The sequence below is a fragment of the Pseudomonas asiatica genome (assembly GCF_040214835.1).
GTDB lineage: Bacteria > Pseudomonadota > Gammaproteobacteria > Pseudomonadales > Pseudomonadaceae > Aquipseudomonas > Aquipseudomonas putida_Z.
In genome coordinates, this window is record NZ_CP157874.1 from 3,477,182 (window position 1) to 3,494,392 (window position 17,211).

Annotated in this window: 13 protein-coding genes; 1 reads left to right on the forward strand and 12 read right to left on the reverse strand. The window is 66.1% G+C overall.

Annotated features, from left to right (window positions below; all coding sequences use genetic code 11):
- Nucleotides 1-13 precede the first annotated feature (13 nt).
- Entirely contained in the window at nt 14-1,093 is a 1,080-nt protein-coding gene (locus tag ABNP31_RS15530; protein ID WP_085665118.1) for a helix-turn-helix domain-containing protein, read from the forward strand.
- A gap of 138 nt (nt 1,094-1,231) precedes the next feature.
- Here the strand turns inward: ABNP31_RS15530 and ABNP31_RS15535 are convergent, their stop codons facing one another.
- The 12 genes from ABNP31_RS15535 to ABNP31_RS15590 all read right to left on the reverse strand — a co-directional run bounded on the left by ABNP31_RS15535 (nt 1,232) and on the right by ABNP31_RS15590 (nt 17,054).
- Entirely contained in the window at nt 1,232-2,098 is an 867-nt protein-coding gene (locus tag ABNP31_RS15535; protein WP_238066485.1) for a LuxR C-terminal-related transcriptional regulator, read from the reverse strand.
- Nucleotides 2,099-2,151: 53 nt separating this feature from the next.
- On the reverse strand, nt 2,152-3,564 hold the full coding sequence (locus ABNP31_RS15540; RefSeq protein ID WP_238066486.1) for an aminotransferase: 1,413 nt from the start codon (nt 3,562-3,564) through the stop codon (nt 2,152-2,154).
- Nucleotides 3,565-3,598: 34 nt separating this feature from the next.
- Complete coding sequence (locus ABNP31_RS15545; protein ID WP_350012487.1) at nt 3,599-4,702, reverse strand: polyamine ABC transporter substrate-binding protein; 1,104 nt, start codon at nt 4,700-4,702, stop codon at nt 3,599-3,601.
- Between the two features lie 250 nt (nt 4,703-4,952).
- A complete protein-coding gene (locus ABNP31_RS15550; protein WP_238066487.1) occupies nt 4,953-5,654 on the reverse strand; it encodes an NAD(P)H-dependent oxidoreductase in 702 nt (233 codons plus the stop codon).
- A 43-nt stretch (nt 5,655-5,697) separates the two neighbouring features.
- On the reverse strand, nt 5,698-7,113 hold the full coding sequence (locus ABNP31_RS15555) for an aldehyde dehydrogenase family protein (RefSeq protein WP_350012488.1): 1,416 nt from the start codon (nt 7,111-7,113) through the stop codon (nt 5,698-5,700).
- Complete coding sequence (locus ABNP31_RS15560) at nt 7,106-8,296, reverse strand: pyridoxal phosphate-dependent aminotransferase (RefSeq protein WP_238066489.1); 1,191 nt, start codon at nt 8,294-8,296, stop codon at nt 7,106-7,108. Before ABNP31_RS15560 ends, ABNP31_RS15555 begins: the two co-directional genes overlap by 8 nt.
- Before the next feature lie 24 nt (nt 8,297-8,320).
- Complete coding sequence (gene alr / locus ABNP31_RS15565; RefSeq protein WP_238066490.1) at nt 8,321-9,550, reverse strand: alanine racemase; 1,230 nt, start codon at nt 9,548-9,550, stop codon at nt 8,321-8,323.
- Nucleotides 9,551-9,584: 34 nt separating this feature from the next.
- Complete coding sequence (locus ABNP31_RS15570) at nt 9,585-11,192, reverse strand: 5-guanidino-2-oxopentanoate decarboxylase (RefSeq protein ID WP_286101717.1); 1,608 nt, start codon at nt 11,190-11,192, stop codon at nt 9,585-9,587.
- Nucleotides 11,185-13,302 carry an acetate--CoA ligase family protein gene (locus ABNP31_RS15575; protein WP_085665125.1) on the reverse strand — a complete coding sequence of 706 codons (2,118 nt, stop codon included), beginning with the start codon at nt 13,300-13,302 and terminating at the stop codon, nt 11,185-11,187. The genes ABNP31_RS15570 and ABNP31_RS15575 overlap by 8 nt, the downstream gene beginning before the upstream one ends.
- 17 nt (nt 13,303-13,319) lie before the next feature.
- A complete protein-coding gene (locus ABNP31_RS15580) occupies nt 13,320-14,480 on the reverse strand; it encodes an acyl-CoA dehydrogenase family protein (protein WP_015270769.1) in 1,161 nt (386 codons plus the stop codon).
- Nucleotides 14,481-14,513: 33 nt separating this feature from the next.
- Nucleotides 14,514-15,308, reverse strand: a complete 795-nt coding sequence (locus tag ABNP31_RS15585; RefSeq protein ID WP_085665126.1) for an enoyl-CoA hydratase/isomerase family protein — start codon at nt 15,306-15,308, stop codon at nt 14,514-14,516.
- Nucleotides 15,309-15,647: 339 nt separating this feature from the next.
- A complete protein-coding gene (locus ABNP31_RS15590; protein WP_075044924.1) occupies nt 15,648-17,054 on the reverse strand; it encodes an amino acid permease in 1,407 nt (468 codons plus the stop codon).
- Nucleotides 17,055-17,211 lie beyond the last annotated feature (157 nt).

A 17,211-nucleotide genomic window follows, 5' to 3' on the forward strand; every position in this document is an offset into this window, starting at 1 on the left:
GGACACCCTGCCGATGTTGGAAAACAGCTTCGCCTTCCGCCTCAAGGAACTGCTCGAGCATCACAAGCTGACCCTGCAAGCCGTGGGCACGGCCTTGGGCATTTCGCGCACTGCGGTGCACAAGTGGACCCGTGGCGGCGAGATCGACTACGACAACCTGCGCAAGCTGGCCGACTTTCTCAAGGTCAACTGGATCTGGCTGCGCTATGGCGACGAGGCGCTGCAGAACATCCAGCAACCACAGGTGGTCGAGCTGCCGATGACCGATCTGCGCCGGCGCCTGACGGCCGAGATCATGGAAAGCGAAACGCGCATGAAACTGGCCCAGGAAGGCGCACGCATCGTCACCTGGGAATGGAACCTGATCAGCGACGAGGTCACCTACTCGCCCAATGTCGAGCAGGTATATGGCTGGCCGGTGCACCATAACGAAGACTTCTGGAAACACCTGCCGGGCGAAGACGTGCAGCACATGCAGGCGATGTATGCCGAGGCAGTGGCCAAGGGCAGCGGCTGCGAGTGCGACTTCCGCATCACCCGCCCCGACGGTGAAGTACGCTGGATCTCCTCCCGCGCCACGGTGGTACGCGACAGCGCCGGGCGATCGGTGAAGATGGTCGGCATCAGCATGGACAACACCGAGCGCCAGATGGCCCAGCAGGCCTTGAGCCAAAGCGAGGAACGCTTCCGCACGATCTTCGAGCTGGCCTGGGGCGCCCTCGCCTACATCGACCCCGACGGCACCTGGCAACGGGTCAACAACAGCCTGTGCGAGCTGCTGGGCTACCGTGCCGAGGAGCTGTACGGCATGACCTTCCAGCAGATCACCCACGCCGATGACCTGGCGCAGAACCTGCAATTGCTACAGCGCATGCTGGCCGGCGAAACCGAGCGTTACGAAGTGGAAAAACGCGTACGCCACAAGAACGGCGAGTACATCTGGGTACGCGCCCGCACCTCGCTGCAACGTCGCGACAACGGCGAGCCGGAGCACCTGATCAGCGTGTTCGAAGACATCAGCGCCGAGCGCCAGGAACATGAACGGCTGCAGGCGCACATTGCCGCGCTGGAGGCAAGACTGGCTGCTTCGTGACAAGGCTTACCCGAAAACCCAAGTCTGTCGCGATCCGTGTGGGAGCGGGTTCACCCGCGAACACGGGCGAAGCCCGTGCCATCCACCGCGGTGCCTGCTTCGCGGGTGAACCCGCTCCCACAGGGACCGCGCCAGCTTTCAGATTTGAGTAAGGCCGTTGCTCCTTTGCTGCCAGGCCGGCAGGTGATCGCCACGCAGCCAGTCGATAAACCGCGCAAACAACTCCGACTGCGAGTTGATCTCCAGCTTCAGGTACAGATTCTTGCGGTGCATGCGCACGGTTTCCGGCGAGATGCCCAGCTCCAGCGCGGTGGACTTTACCGAATGCCCACGCAAGATCATGTGCGCTACCTCCCGCTCACGGTCGGTCAGCACCTGGCAGCCGAAACTGTCGAACGCCGCCTGCAGGCTGCCACGCTCCGCCGATGCGGGGCCGGGCTCCAGTTGGTGCCGGGCGTAGCGCCCCAGCAGCTCGCGTACCATCGGCTCCAGCGCACGAAGCAGGTCGATCTGCCCTGTACTCAGCCGCGTGCCGCTGCAGCCCTGGAACAGGCTCAGCGACAACTTGCGGCCAGCGCTGAGGTCGACGATGTAGTAGCTGTCTTCACTGCAACCGGTACCCAGGTAATAAGCCTTGTAGTAGTCGCTGTCGAAGAAGTTGTCCGGGGCGATTTCCTGCAGGTGGTAGAAGCCCTCGGCCAGGCCGCTCTGCACGGCCAGGCAGAACGGGTCGAGCAGGTAGCCGGCAGTGAAGTAGCGCTCCAGCACGGCGGCGCGGTGCAGGTCGGGGATGCCTTGCTGGTACAGCAGTTGCGGTGCCCGCCCCTGGCACTCGAGGCTGATCATCATCGATTCCACCTGCACCAGCTGGCCGATGGCGGCCGCCACATGCGCCAGCGCCTCGGGCGTTTCGCTGTGGGCCAGTGCGCGCTGCAGCGCCGCATGCCATTGCTGCAGCGCGCCCAGTGAAAGGGTAAGCGGGGTGTCGGGAGAGGCCTGGGTCATGCCCGGCAGTCTAGCCTGCCAGGCACGCCCGCGCACAGCCCTTTGCGCCAGGTTCATCGGCCCTGGTACAGGCCAAGCGCCGTGAGTTCGCGCGCGGTTTCGATGATGCACTGGCGCAGGGTTTCGACGATCTCGTCCACCTGCGCATGGGTGACGATCAACGGCGGCGACATCACGTTCAGGTGCATGATCGGCCGCACCAGCAGCCCTTTGGCCTGGGCCTTGCTGTGGATGCGTTCGCCGATGTTCACCTCATCGGCGAACAGCGCCTTGCTGGCCTTGTCGGCAACGAACTCGACACAGGCCATCAGCTTCATGCAGCGCACATCCCCCACCAGCGGCAGCTCGCGCAGGCTTTGCAGGCGCTGTTCCAGGTAGCCGCCAACGTCCTTGACGTGCTCCAGCAAATGCTCGCGCTCGATGATCTCGATGTTTTTCAGCGCCGCGGTGCAGCACACCGGGTGGCCGCTGTAGGTGAAGCCGTGGGTGAAGCAGCGGCCCTTGCCCGGCTCGGCGATCACCTGCCAGATGCGCTCGGAGAAGATGCACGCCCCCAGCGGCAGGTAGGCCGAGGTCAGGCCCTTGGCGGTAGTGATGATGTCGGGGGTGACGCCGAACAGTTCCTCGCTGGCGAAGAAGGTGCCCAGGCGCCCGAACGAGGTCACCACTTCGTCGGCGACGAACAGGATGTCGTAGGTCTGGCACAGCTGCCACATGCGCTGGAAGTAGCCCTTGGGCGGAATGATCACCCCACCCGAGCCCATGATCGGCTCGGCGAAGAACGCCGCCACGTTGTCGGCCCCCAGCGAGAGAATCTTGTCCTCGAACTCGGCCACCAGGAAGTCGAGGAACTCGGCCTCGTCCATGTCGTGCGGGGCGCGATACGGGTTGGGGTTGGACACATGGTGGATCAGGTCGTGCTGATAATCGAACTCCGGCACCCGGTCAGCGGCCTTGTTGCCGATCGACATGGTCAGGGTGGTGGAGCCATGGTAGGCGTTGTAGCGGGCGATGATGTGCTTCTTGTGCGGCTTGCCACGGCAGTTCTGGTAGTACTGGATCAGCCGGTAGGCAGTGTCGACCGCGGTCGAGCCGCCGGTGGTGAGGAACACATGGTTCAGGTCACCCGGCGCCAGCTGCGCAAGCTTCTGGCACAGCTCGATGGCCACATCGTTGGCCATGTCGGAGAACGGGTTGGAATAGGCCAGCTGGCGTACCTGGTCGGCGATGGCCAGGGCCATTTCCTCGCGGCCCAGGCCAATGTTGGTGCACCACATGCCGCCGACGGCATCGAGGAAGCGGTTGCCGTGGGTATCGCGGATGTAGGCGCCCTCGCCGGCAACGATGTTCAGCGCGCCTTGCTCGCGGTGCTCGTCGAACACGTGGTAGCCGTGCATGTAGTGGGCCTTGTCGGCTTCCACCAGCGGGTCGTGGGCAATGGCGAATGCTTTGCTTGGGGTGGCCATGGGCAGCTCCTTGGCAGTGATCGTTGGGCAGTGTTCAGAAACCGGTCTTGACCGTGCTCCAGACCCGGGTGATGGCGCGCATGTCCTTCGGGCTCTGGGTTTTCTGCGCGAACAGGCGCTCGCGGGTTTGCGCGTCGGGGTAGATGGCCGGGTCCTGGCGGATCTCGTCGCGTACCAGCGCAGTGGCAGCGGCGTTGCTGTTGGCGTAGTGGATGTAGTCGGTGACCTTGGCCATGGTCTGCGGCTGCAGCAGGAACTCGATGAAGCGGTGGGCATTGGCTGCGTGCGGCGCATCCTTGGGGATGTACAGGTTGTCGAACCAGATCAGCGAGCCTTCCCGGGGGATGAAGAACGACAGCTTGATGTCCTTCTTCGCTTCCACCGCGCGGGCCTGGGCGGTGGCGTAGTCGCCGGACCAGGTCAGGGCCAGGCAGACATCGCCGTTGGGCAGGCTGGTGAGGTAATTGACCGAGTCGAACTTGCGAATGTACGGGCGAATGCCCAGCAGCAGTTGTTCGGCCGCCTTGAGGTCGGCCGGCGATGCGCTGCGTGGGTCCTTGCCCAGGTACTGCAGGGCCAGCGGGATAACTTCGGTCGGCGCGTCCATCAGGGTGACGCCACAGTCGGCGAAGCGCGAGACGATCCTGGGGTCGAACAGCATGGCCAGCGAGCCGATGGGGGCATCGGGCATGCGCGCGGTGATCTTGTCGACGTTGTAGGTTACCCCTGAGCTGCCCCAGGTGTAGGGCGCCGAGTATTTCAGGCCGGGGTCGTAGCCTTGCAGGTTGTTCACCACCTGCTGGTCGAGGTTGTGCCAGCTGGGCAGTTGCTGCTTGTCCAGCGCCTGGAACACCCCGGCGCTGATCAGTGGGGGGACCAGGGAAGCGTTGAGCATGACCAGGTCGTAGCCGGAGCGGCCGGTGAGCAGTTTGGTCTGTACCGTTTCGTAGCCGTCGAAGGTGTCGTAGATGACCTTGATGCCGGTGGCCTTCTCGAAGTCGGCCAGGGTGGTTTCGCCGATGTAGTCGGTCCAGTTGTACAACCGCAACGTGTTACCGCTGTCCACCTCTGCCGCCTGGGCCAGGCTGGCGCCAGACGCCAGCAGCAGACCGCCAATCACCTTCAGTACCTTGCGCATGGCAACTCCATCGTGTGAGTGCTCGGGATCGAGCCGATGGGGGCACTATCGAGGGATTTGCCGGAGGGGGACATACCCCGAATGTGTGGGTGGTCGTTTTTTGGCAGAATGTCGTATGCCGACAGAATTCTGGGGCTGCTTTGCAGCCCTTTCGCGACACAAGGCCGCTCCTACAGGGTACGCGGATCCTGTAGGAGCGGCCTTGTGTCGCGATGGGCCGCAACGCGGCCCCAGTGGTTCGAGCAAAAGCTCACGGCAGCGGATACAACGCCTCATCAAACTGCTCCAGACGCGGGAACACCAAAGGCTGGTCGTCCGAGAGCTGCTCCAGGCGCTGCCGGTACTGCTGCAAAAACGCCTGCCGCGCCTCGTCACTGATGTACGGCACATGCCAGGCCACGAACGGCGGCAGTACCTCGAACCCCACGTAGGCCAGCGTGCCGCGCAAGATCGGCCGCAGCATGTCTTCCAGCGGCCCATGAATCGCCCCCTCGCCAAACATGTGCTCGCGCCCGCCCAGGGTCACGGTCACCAGCGCTTTCTTGCCCGCCAACCCGCCCTGGTCGTAGAAGCGCTTGCCGCCATAGCACACCCCCGACACCAGCACCCGGTCGATCCAGCCCTTGAGCATGGCCGGCGCCGAGAACCAGAAGATCGGGAAGTTCAGCACCAGCAAGTCGGCCCACAGCAGCTTGTCCAGCTCCTGCTGGATGTCCGCGGCAATGGCGCCACGCTTCACCCCCTGGCGCTGCTCCAGTGCATACACCAGGTACTCGGGGTTCTCGCGCTGGCTGAAGTCATCGGCACTGGCCACCGGGTTCCAGCCCATGGCGTACAGGTCGCTGACCTGCACCTGGTGGCCCTGGGCGCGGAAGGTTTCCACGGCCTGGTCACGCAGGGCAGCAGTGAACGATTGCGGCTCGGGGTGAGCGTGGACGATCAGTACATTCACAAACATTCTCCTCACACAAAACAGGTTGTCTTCCAGCTGTGGCTCAACACTGCACCGCTTTCACCTCGACGAACTCCGCCAGGCCCTCCTCGCCCCACTCGCGCCCGTTGCCCGACTGCTTGTAGCCACCAAACGGTGCCTGGTAGTTGAACCCGCCACCGTTGATGAAGCATTGCCCGGCGCGTATCTGCCGCGCCAGGGCCAGGCCGTGCTCGCGGCTACCGGCCCACACCGCGCTGGACAGGCCGAACGGCGAATCGTTGGCAAGGGCCAGCGCCTGGGCCTCGTCGGCATAGGGGATCAGGCACAGCACCGGGCCGAAGATTTCCTCCTGGGCGATGCGCATGCGGTTGTCGACATCGGCGAACAACGTCGGCGCCACGTAGAAGCCGCGCTCGAAGCCGGCCGGCGTATCACCGCCGCACAGCAGGCGCGCGCCCTCTTCCTGCCCCAGGCGAATGTAGTCGAGCACGGTGCGCCGCTGGCCTGCCGAACACATCGGCCCGAGGAAGCTGGCCGGGTCACGCGGGTCGCCCATGACCAGCGCACGGGTCTCGGCCTCGGCAATCTCCAGCGCCTCGGCGTAGCGGCTGGCCGGCAGCAGCATGCGGGTCAGGGCCGTACAGGTCTGCCCCGAGTTGATCATCACGTCCTGCACGCCATGGCGCACCGCCGCGTGCAGGTCGGCGTCGGCGGTGATCAGCAGCGGCGACTTGCCACCCAGCTCCAGGCACACCCGCTTGACCGTCGGCGCGGCCGCCTGGGCCACGCGCACCCCGGCGCCGGTGGAGCCGGTGAACGACACCATGTCCACCTGCGGGTGCCGGGCCAGGGCCTCGCCGACCTTGGCCCCCGGCCCGCTGACCAGGTTGAACACCCCGGCCGGCAGGCCGATGGCCTCGATCATCTCGGCCAGCAGGAACGCATGCAGCGGTGTTTCCTGGCTGGGCTTGACCACCACCGTGCAGCCGGCGGCCAGGGCCGGCGCCAGCTTGCCGATCATCTGGTGCAGCGGGTAGTTCCACGGGTTGATGAACGCGCACACGCCAACGGCCTCGCGGTACACCAGCGAGTTGCCGACTTCGCGCACCTCATCCATCAGCCCGGCCAGTTCGGCGTACTGCTCCAGCCCGGCAATCGGGCCCTCGACCTGTACCGCCTGGCACCACTGCACCGGCATGCCCAGTTCATCGGTGATGAGCGAGGCCATTTCCGCGGCGCGGCTCTTCAGCTGTGCGGCCAGCGCCGTTATGTACCCGGCGCGTACGCTGGACGGTGTGCGCGACCAGCCATCGAAGGCCCGCCGCGCAGCCATCACCGCCCGTTCGACATCGGCCTCGGCGCCCAGCGGCACGCGGCCGATGGCCTGTTCGGTGGCCGGGTCGATCACCTCGGCCATGCCCTGCCCGCTCGGTACCTGCCAGGCACCGTCGATGTACAGCCGCGCATACTCACGCATGGGCCTGCCCCTGCATCAGTGCGGCGGCGCAGCGGGCGATGCGCCGGCAAGCGTCGGCCAAGGCCTCGTTACCCAGTACCAGGCCCAGGCGGATATGCCCGGCAGCGCTGGGGCCGAACGCTTCGCCAGCGAGCACCGACACACCCTGGCTGTCGAGCAGGCGATCGGCGAATGCCTGGGCACTGAGGCCGGTCTCGCGGATATCGACCATCACGAACATACCGCCATCGGGCTTGAGCACCTTGATGCCCGGGCAGTCGGCCAACTGCTCGCACACCAGGTCGCGACGCTGGCGATAGGCTTCGCGCATGACATCCAGTTCCGGGAGTTGTTGCTCCAGTGCAACCACGGCGGCGTCCTGGATGAAGTCCGGCGAGCCGTACAGCATGCACAGGGCGAGGTTTTCCAGGTGGGTGGCAAGCTCGGTCGAACCGACCACCCAGCCCATCCGCCAACCGGTCATGGCATGCGACTTCGACAGGCTGTTGAGGGTGGCGGTGCGCTCGGCCATACCCGGCAGGCTGCCAGGGCTGACATGCTCGCCGTCGTACAACAGCTCGCTGTACACCTCATCGGAAATCAGCCACAGGTCGTGGGCGATGCACAGCTCGGCCAGCGCTTCCCAGGTGGCGCGCGGCAGGCTCGCCCCCGAGGGGTTGTGCGGGCTGTTCAGGGCCAGGGCGCGGGTGCGCGGGGTGATGCGCGCGGCCACGTCACGCGGGCACACGCGAAAGCCGTTCTCCGGCTTGACCGGCACCGGCACCACCTTGGCGCCACAGGCCCCGAACACCGCCTCGTAGGTCACGTACATGGGCTCGGCGACAATCACCTCGTCACCCGGGTCGAGCACGCACTGAGCCACGCAGTACAGCGCGCACTGGGCCCCCGCCAGCACCGTTACCTGGTCGGCATCGACGGCCTGGCCGCTGCGCTGCCGGTGGCGGTTGGCGATGGCCTGGCGCAGCGCCAGCTTGCCGCGCACATCGGCGTAATGGGTGTGGCCCTCACGCAGGCTGTCGATGGCCGCCTCGACGATCGGCGCGGGGGTGTCGAAGTCCGGGTCACCCACCGACAGCAGCAGGATATCCTTGCCCTCGGCCTGCAGCGCCAGGGCGCGGTAGTGGATGTCCCAGGCCGCGGCCCCGTCGCCGGCGATGCGTTGAGTGAGCTTGGCGTAGCGCATGGCAATCTCCCTTCATTGGCGGTTTCAGTCGACGAGAATCTTCGGGTTGGAACTGCCCCATACGGTGTACAGGTCGGCGAGCAGCGCGCCGTTGATTTCTTCCATTTCGGCCTGGGTGATTTCACCCCCGGCCTGTTTGCCGAACAGCACCACTTCGTTGCCACCCTTCACATCGGGGAAGTCGGTGACATCGACCATCAACGTGTTCATCGACACCTTGCCCACCACCGGCACACGGTGGCCGTTGATCAGCACATGGCCCTTGTTGGTGAACACCCGGCGGTAGCCATCGGAGTAGCCGACGGTGATGTTGGCCAGGCGCGAATCACGCGCCAGGGTGAACGTGCGGTCGTAGCCGACGGTGTTGCCTGCCGGGTAGCTGTGCACCGCTGCCACGTGCGACTTGAACTGCATGGCACGTTGGTATTCGGTGTGCGTCGGCACGGTGTCGCCGAACAGCGCGCCGCCGGTGCGCACCATGTCCAGGCGCGCTTCCGGCACTTCCAGCGTAGCGAAGGAGTTGGCGGCGTGCAGGGTGAGCTTGCTGCGATCAAGTTTCGCGTGCTTGATCAGCCAGTCGGTCTGCTCGTTGAACGCTGCCAGGCCTTTGCGCACATCGTCCTTGTCTTCCACGGCGAAGTGGGTCATCAGCGCGACCAGCTCGAGGTGCTTCTGGTCGGTGATCTGCAGCGCTTCACCCCGGCCGGACCAGGTGGTCATTTCCACGCCGTTGCGGCTCATGCCACTGGAATTGAGCGCCAGATGAATGCGCAGGGTCTTGCCGTGGCGTTCGGCGAGGGCATCGAGCTGGCGGGCGAACTCGGCGCTGCCGACCAGTTCTTCCATGTCGTACTGCAAGGCATCTTCCACTTCGCTGAGGCTGGCCAGGCGCACCCGCACCAGTTGCCCGGTGAAGCCGCTGGCGCGGACCACGCGGGCCTCCTCGTTGCTGGCCACCGCCACGCAAGGCACGCCCTGGGCGATGATCGACGGCATCACCAGGCCGATACCGTGGCCATAGGCGTCGGCCTTGAGCACGGCGCACAGCTTGGACTTGCCGCCCAGCTCGGCCTGCAAGGTACGGATGTTGTGTTGCAGCGCGCCGGCACTGATTTCGACCCAGGCGTTGCTGTTTTGCGCGGTCAGGGCGGCGGTGCCGTTGTCCATCGACAGGGGTGGTGCGGCGTACAGCGGGGCCTGGCCGGTGATCAGCAGAGCGAGGGATGCAGCCAGGAGGGTACGGCGAAATGGCATGGTGGTTTCTCTTGTTGTTCGTGGTGTCTGCCGCTTAGCAGACGCAGGTGTGTTTGAGTTCGATGAAGGTGACGCCGGGGGTGGCGAAACCGCTGGCCAGATCGGCCTGCAGCGCATCCAGATCACGCGGCTGGCGCACCGTGCAACCAAAGGCACGGGCCAGGCCGATGAAGTCCGGATTGCGCGGCAGTACGCCGACCGGCTCGATGTCCAGGTCGAGCATGTCGTCACGGATCTGGCCAAGGGCGTCATTGTTCCACAACAGCACGACCAACGGTCGGTCCAGCTCCTCGACTGCCGTGGCCAGTTCCTGGGCGGTGTAGAGGAAGCCGCCGTCGCCGACCAGCACCAGGCCTGGGCGGTGGTCGCTGGCGAACATGCCGCCGATGCCGGCCGGCAGGCCGTAGCCGAGGGTGCCGTAGCCGGTGGGGTGCAGCCAGCTGCGCGGCGCCCGGCTGGCGAAGGCGTAGTTGCCGGTGTAGGCCAGCTGGGTCATGTCGCTGCTGATGAAGGCATCGTCGGGCAGCACGGCGGCAATGCGGTCGAGGATTGCCTGGTGCACGGCCTGCAGCGGCGCATGCCCGCTGCGAATGGCCAGGCGCAGGTTGGCCACTGCTTCGCTGGCCTGAGCCGGGTCACGGTCCAGCGCTGGCAGGTGCTCGAGCAGGCCGGCCAGGGTTTGCCGGGCATCACCGTGCAGGGCGATGGCACAGGGGTAGAAGTCGTTGAACTTGCGCGGGTCGATGTCCACGCGCAGCAGCTCGCCGCTGATCGGCAGGCGCTCGCGCCAGAAGTCGGTGTCGGCCATTTCGGTACCCACTGCCAGCACCACGTCGGCCTGGCTGATCAGCTGCCAGCCGGGCTCGACGCACAGGCTGGCGCCGGCATTCAGTGGTGCGTCCGCAGGCAGCAGGCCCTTGCCGGCCACGCTGGTGAACAATGGCGCTGCCAGCCGGGTGCTCAGCTGCTGCAGCTGCTCGGCCGCGTGCAATGCCCCACCACCGGCAATGATCATCGGCCGCTTGGCGGCGGCCAGCTTCACGGCGGCCTGATCGAGGATGTCGCGGCACGGCCGGCCACGCCCGGGGCGGCGCACCACCTCAGCGCTCCAGTCACGGCTGACCGGCGCGGCCAGTACATCCAGCGGCACCGAGATGTGCACCGGGCGCGGCCGTTCGCTGTCGAACACGGCCCAGGCACGAGCGATCAGCTCGGGCAGGTCGTCGCCGCGCAGGGCCACGGCAGAGAACGCGGTAATCGGCGCGGTCATGGCGCGCTGGTCCTGGGTTTCGTGCAGACAGCCCCAGCCCTTGCCCAGGCTGGCAGTGTGGTTGACGCTGGAAATCACCAGCATCGGGATGGAGTCGGCGTAGGCCTGGCCGATGGCGGTGGCGGCATTGGTCACGCCCGGGCCGGTGATGACGAAGCACACCCCCGGCTTTCCGCTTACCCGTGCATAGCCGTCGGCCATGAAGCCGGCGCCCTGCTCGTGGCGGGTCAGCACATGGCGGATGCCGCTGCCCGGCAGGCCGCGGTACAGCTCCAGGGTGTGCACGCCGGGGATGCCGAATACCGTCTCCACGCCGTAGCTGGCCAGCAGGCGCACCAACGCCTGGCCGGCGGTCGGGGTGTGCTTATTCATGTCGTTCTCCTTGCGCCTGGCCGAGGCGGATCAGCGCGTCGACCGCGGTGGTGCCGTGGGCACCGACCATCAATGGGTTCACATCCAGCTCCAGCAGTTGCCCGGCGTTTTCGCAGGCGTAGTCGGCCACCGCGCGGATAGCCGCAACCAGTGCGTCGAGGTCGGCGGCCGGGCGGCCACGGAAGCCTTGCAGCAGGCTGGCGCTGCGCAGGCCGAGCAGCGCGCTGCGGATGGCATCGTCGGTGGTCGGCAGCAACAGGCTGACGCTGTCCTTGAGCAACTCGACCAGCACGCCACCGGCACCGATCACCAGGGCCAGGGCGAAGTCGTGCTCGCGCTTGATGCCGACGATCAGTTCGGCCAGCGGCGGCTCGGCCATCGGTTCGAGCAGCACCTGGTCGAACGCTACCTGCGGGGCGTAGGCGGCGATGCGCTGGCGCATCTGCACCAGCGCAACCTCGAGGGCGGCGGCATCGCGCAGGTTCAGCGCCACTGCACCGGCCTCGGTCTTGTGCGGCAGTTGCGCGCTGACCGCCTTCAATACCAACGGGTAGCCGACGCGGGCGGCATCTGCCACGGCGCGCTCGGGTGTGCTCAGCACCCCAGCCGGTACCGGCAGGCCGAAGCCACGCAGGGCTTGCTTGGATTGCCATTCGTCCAGCAGCTGGCCCTCGCCCCCAAGGGCCTGCGGGCACAGCGGCACCCGCGTGGCCTCACCCTGTTCCAGTAGCCGCTGGCGGTTGCGCTGGTAGGCGACGATGCGACCCCAGGCTGCCAGGCCATCCTCCACACCCTGCAGGGCGGCAATGCCACGCGCGTGCAAACGCTCGCGCGCGCAGGCGGGCAACAGCTCCGGGAATGCCGAGGTGACGAAGCCGATCTTGCCGTGGCGTTCCAGTGCATCGCAGTACAGCGCCAGCAGCAGGTCGCATTCCTTGCGCTCGCCGGTGAACGCCGCCGGGTAGTCCAGCACCAGCATGGCCGCGTCGGCTGCGCCGCTCAGGGTGCTGTCGAGCATGCGTTGCAGGGCCGCTGCATCACCCCAGATGGCAGTGGTGAAATCCAGCGGGTTGACCAGGTTGGCATAGGCCGGCAGCACCTCGGCCAACTGCGCCACCTGCCCTTGTGCGAGCTTCGGCAGGACCAGCTGGTTGCGCTCGGCATAGTCGGCGATCAAGCCGGCGTCGCCACCGGAACAAGCCAGGGCGATCAGCTCGCCATTCACCGGCAGGCGGCCACAGGCGGCGGCCTTGAGGGTTTCAACGAAGCTCACCGGGCCACTGACGCGGATCACGCCCAGGCGCTGGAACAGGCTGTCGTACAAGGCATCGGAGCCGGACAGCGAGCTGGTGTGGCTGAGCGCCAGTTCGGCGCCGATCTGCGACACGCCGGTCTTCAACGCAATGATCGGCGTGCCCTGCTGCAATGCCTTGCAGGCGGCACGGGCGAAGCCCGGCACGTTCTTCAGGCCTTCCAGGTGCAGGCCGATGGCGGTTACCCGTGGGTCGTCGAGCAGCACGTCCATCAGCTCGGCCACGCCCAGTTGTGCCTGGTTGCCGACCGAGGCCATGTAGGCCACCGGCAGCGAACGGTCGCTCATCGACAGGTTGTAGGCGAAGTTGCCGCTCTGGGTGAGGATCGCCACGCCCTTCTCCACCTGCTGGCCACCATGGGCCACCGGCCACAGGGCAGCGCCGTGCAGGTAGTCGAGCAGGCCGTAGCAGTTGGGGCCGAGCAAGGCCATGTTGCCGGCGGCGGCGAGCAGGCGCTGCTGCAGCTGGCGGCCCTCTTCGCCGCTTTCGGCAAAGCCCGAGGCATAGCAGATGGCGCCACCGGCGCCGCGTGCGGCCAGCTCGGCAACGCACTGCAGGGTCAGTTCGCGGTTGGTGGCGATGAACACCGCGTCCGGGGCATGGGGCAAGTCGGCCACCCGCGCCACACAGGGGATACCTTCGAGGCTGTCATGCTGCGGGTTGACCAGCCACAGCTCGCCGCCAAAGCCACCTTCGGCGCAGCGCTTGAGCGCCCGCGCCATGCTGCGCCCGCCGACGAAGGCCAGGTGCCGGGGGGCCAGCAGGCGCTTGAGGTTGTCACGAATCGAATGCGACATGGGTGTTCTCCTGGCGCTCAGCGCAGCAGCGGGCGCAGCAGTTCGCGGGCGATGATGTGCCGCTGGATTTCCGAGGTGCCTTCCCAGATGCGCTCGATGCGTGCGTTGCGCCAGATGCGCTCGACCGGCCCTTCATCCATCAGGCCCATGCCGCCGAAGATCTGCACGGCTTCGTCGGCAACCTTGCCCAGCACCTCGCTGGCGAACAGCTTGGCCATGCCGGCCTCGCCGTCGGTCATGCTGCCCTGGTCCATCTTCCAGGCGGTGTGCAGGGTGAGCATTTCCGCAGCGCGAATCTGCGTGGCCATGTCGGCCAGCTTGAACGACACGCCCTGGTAGCTGCCGATGGCCTGGCCGAACTGCTTGCGGTCGGCGGCCCATTGCAGCGACAGGTCGAGGGCACGCTGGGCCTGGCCCACGCAGTTGGCGGCGACCATCACCCGGCCGGCGGTGAGCCAGGCGTTGGCCACCTCCCAGCCCTTGCCGACCTCGCCCAGCACCTTGCTGGCCGGCACCCGGCAGTCGTCGAAGAACAGCTCGTAGGTGTGGTAGCCACGGTTGCTCACGCACTTGGGGCCACGGCGGATGGTCATGCCCGGCGTGCCCCGGTCGACCAGGAAGGCCGTTACCGCGTTGCGCTTGCGCCCGTTGTGCTCGTAGGTGTCGGTGACGGCGAAGACGATGGCGAAATCGGCGTGGCCGGCATGGCTGATGAAGTGCTTGCTGCCGTTGATGACGAAGTCGTCACCCTGGCGCACGGCACGGGTCTTGATGGCGTTGGCATCGGAGCCGGCGCCCGGCTCGGTGAGAGCGAAGCAGTCGATCTTCTCGCCCTGCACGCAGGGCAACAGGTAGTCGTTGATCTGCTCGTCCTTGCAGGCCATGAGGATTTTCGATGGCCGCGCGACGAACACATGCAGGGCCCAGGACACCTTGGACAGTTCGCGCTCGATCAGCGCCTGGGACAGATAGTCCAGGCCACCGCCGCCGACCTCCTCGGGCATGTTGAAGGCATAGAACCCGGCAGCGATGGCCTTGCCGCGGATCTGCGCAGCCAGCTCGGGCGACACGGCATCGGCGCGGTCCACTGCCTCCTCATGGGGCAACAGCTCCTTGGCGACAAAGCTGCGTACCGCTTCCACCAACATTTCTTGTTCTTGGGTCAGTTGGAAATTCATCTGCGAAGGTCCTGGTGAGGGTCGGTTATCGGGTTACTGGCCGGTGAAACGGGGGGCGCGGCGTTCCACCGAGGCTTGCAGCGCCTCGGCACCGTCCTGGCTGCGACCGCACAGCAGGCCGGCCTGGCGCTCGGCCTCCAGCTGCTCGGCCAGGGTGCGCCGGGCACCATCGCGGATCAGCCGCTTGGTCTGCGCGTAGGCGAAGGTAGGGCCGTTGGCCAGGCGCCCGGCCAGCTCGGCGGCCACGGCGGGCAGTTGCTCGTCGGCACAGACTTCGCTGACCAGCCCGGCCGCCAGGGCACGTTCGGCACCCCACAGTTCATCGAGGAACAACAGGCGCTTGGCCTGCTCGCTGCCGATCAGCCGTGGCAGGTGCCAGCTGGCACCGGCATCGGGGCTGTAGCCCATGCTGGTGTAGCCGGCCTTGAAGCGCGCCGAGGCCGCGGCGATGCGCAGGTCGCAGCACAGGCTGAGGTCCATGCCACCGCCCACGGCAGTGCCGTTGATGGCAGCGATGGTGGGCTTGTCGAGGCTGTGCAGGCGCAACATCAGGGCGTGGGCGGTTTCGGTCCAGCCGTAGCTTTCCAGGGTGCCCTGTGCCTCGGCCGCGGCCCATTCGGCCAGGTCGGCACCGGCGCAGAAGCTGCGCCCGCTGCCGGTCAGCACCACCACGCGCACGGCCGGGTCGTTGTTGCAGGTTTCCAGCAGGGCGTGCAGTTGCTTGAGGGTGGGGATGTCCAACGCGTTGCGCTGCTCGGGGCGGTTGAGGGTGATCCAGGCAACGCCGGCTTCGACCTTGCTCAACAGTGACGACGACGGGGTGGTCATGGGGGGCCTCGGTGTTGTTGTGATGGTTTGAGAGGGCTTGATGAGGGAGATACTAAACGAGTGTTCAACAAGGCGGCAATTGGGCGGGGGTGGGGCTGTAACAACGCTTGAAAACGATATATGTCGTTGTTTTTATTGGTCTTATTTGTTGAATCAAGGTTGAGATAGGAGGTGATTGTTACAACTTTGTACAACTGACGGATTGCTGGGGGCGCTTTGCGCCCCATCGCGACACAAGGCCGCTCCCACAGGTACCGCGCAGACCTGAAGTCTGCGAATGACTTGTGGGAGCGGCCTTGCGTCGCGATGGGCTGCGTAGCAGCCCCCGAGATTGCAACCTCAGACCCCCGGCACGCTCGGCTCGAAGGCCCCCTGCCGACGGCGGTTGACGAAGAAGTACGCCGCATAGCACAGGGCAATGAAGCCAAAGCCCCAGTACAACGACGGCCGCTGGGTTTCATCCAGCGCCAGGAACACGAACAGCGAGCTGCACAGGGTGATGCACAGCAGCGGCACCAGCGGGTACAGCGGCGCCTTGTACTTCAGGTCCTGCAGTTGCCCACCTTCACGCAGGTAGACCTTGCGGAAGCGGTACTGCGCCAGGGCGATGACGATCCAGGTCACGGTGCCGGACATGCCACTCACCGCCATCAACACCATGAACAGGGTGTCGGCGGCAACGAAACTGGTCATCAGCGAGATCAGCGCAAAGCACAGGGTGATGCTCAGCGCCCGCAACGGCACGCCACGCTTGCTCAGCGGCGACAGGCTTTTCGGCGCCATGCCGCTCTTCGACATGGCCCAGAGGATGCGCGTGGAGGCATACAACCCGGAGTTGCCCACCGAAAGGATGGCCGTGAGGATGACGAAGTTCATCAGGTCGGCGGCAAAGGGGATGCCGACCATGTCGAACACCTGCACGAACGGGCTTTCCATCAGCCCGGCCTGCTCGAACGGCACGATGGCCGAGAGCACGGCAATCGCCAGCACGTAGAAGATCAGCACGCGGAACACCACGTTGCGCACGGCCCGTGGGATGCTCTTTTCCGGGTGCTCGGTCTCGCCGGCCGCCACCCCCATGATTTCACAGCCCTGGAAGGCATAGACCACGGTCATCATCACCGCGAACACCGCCGACAGGCCATGGGGGAACAGCGACTCGCCCATCAGGTTGTCCAGCATCGGTGCCGGCGCCCCGCTGCTCAGCGGGATGGCGCCGAAGATCACCAGCAGGCCGATGATGATGAAGCCGAGGATGGTCGCCACCTTGATCCCCGAGAACCAGTACTCCGCCTCGCCGAAGGCACGGGTGGCCAGGGCATTGAGGCCGAACAGCACGACCACGAACAGCGCCGACCAATACCAGATCGGTACCTCGGGGAACCAGCGGGTCATCAGCATGCCGGCGGCGGTGAACTCCAGGCCCACGGTGGTGGCCCAGCTCATCCAGTACACCCAGCCGATCATGAAGCCGGTGGCCGGGCCGATGAACTTGGTGGCGTGGGCCTGGAACGAACCGGACACCGGCATCTGCACCGACAGCTCGCCCAGGCAGACCATCACCAGGTACATCAGCAAACCCGCGACCAGGTAGGCCAGGATCGCGCCTATCGGGCCGCCCTGGTTGATGGTGACGCCCGAGCCCATGAACAGCCCGGTGCCGATCACCCCGCCCAGCGACAGCATGAAGATGTGCCGGCTTTTCAGCGCGCGGGTGAGCTGGATCTTTTCGCGGTTGTCAGTCATGGCGCACCTCGCCTTTGCGGCTGGTGCCAGGCCGCGCGGGGGTGCCGCGCGGAGTGGTAGGAAGGAGGGGCTGAGCGCTACGGCATGTCATTATTCTTGTCTCCAATAAGCCTCATGGACCGCGTGCAACACGGTTGCCATGGATTATTGGAAACGG

Bases quoted from the DNA above. Each gene is read 5' to 3' on its own strand.
- ABNP31_RS15530 (WP_085665118.1), top strand. From the start codon at position 14: ATGTTGGAAAACAGCTTCGCCTTCCGCCTCAAGGAACTGCTCGAGCAT.
- ABNP31_RS15535 (WP_238066485.1), bottom strand. From the start codon at position 2,098: ATGACCCAGGCCTCTCCCGACACCCCGCTTACCCTTTCACTGGGCGCG.
- ABNP31_RS15540 (WP_238066486.1), bottom strand. From the start codon at position 3,564: ATGGCCACCCCAAGCAAAGCATTCGCCATTGCCCACGACCCGCTGGTG.
- ABNP31_RS15545 (WP_350012487.1), bottom strand. From the start codon at position 4,702: ATGCGCAAGGTACTGAAGGTGATTGGCGGTCTGCTGCTGGCGTCTGGC.
- ABNP31_RS15555 (WP_350012488.1), bottom strand. From the start codon at position 7,113: ATGCGTGAGTATGCGCGGCTGTACATCGACGGTGCCTGGCAGGTACCG.
- ABNP31_RS15560 (WP_238066489.1), bottom strand. From the start codon at position 8,296: ATGCGCTACGCCAAGCTCACTCAACGCATCGCCGGCGACGGGGCCGCG.
- alr (WP_238066490.1), bottom strand. From the start codon at position 9,550: ATGCCATTTCGCCGTACCCTCCTGGCTGCATCCCTCGCTCTGCTGATC.
- ABNP31_RS15570 (WP_286101717.1), bottom strand. From the start codon at position 11,192: ATGAATAAGCACACCCCGACCGCCGGCCAGGCGTTGGTGCGCCTGCTG.
- ABNP31_RS15575 (WP_085665125.1), bottom strand. From the start codon at position 13,302: ATGTCGCATTCGATTCGTGACAACCTCAAGCGCCTGCTGGCCCCCCGG.
- ABNP31_RS15580 (WP_015270769.1), bottom strand. From the start codon at position 14,480: ATGAATTTCCAACTGACCCAAGAACAAGAAATGTTGGTGGAAGCGGTA.
- ABNP31_RS15585 (WP_085665126.1), bottom strand. From the start codon at position 15,308: ATGACCACCCCGTCGTCGTCACTGTTGAGCAAGGTCGAAGCCGGCGTT.
- ABNP31_RS15590 (WP_075044924.1), bottom strand. From the start codon at position 17,054: ATGACTGACAACCGCGAAAAGATCCAGCTCACCCGCGCGCTGAAAAGC.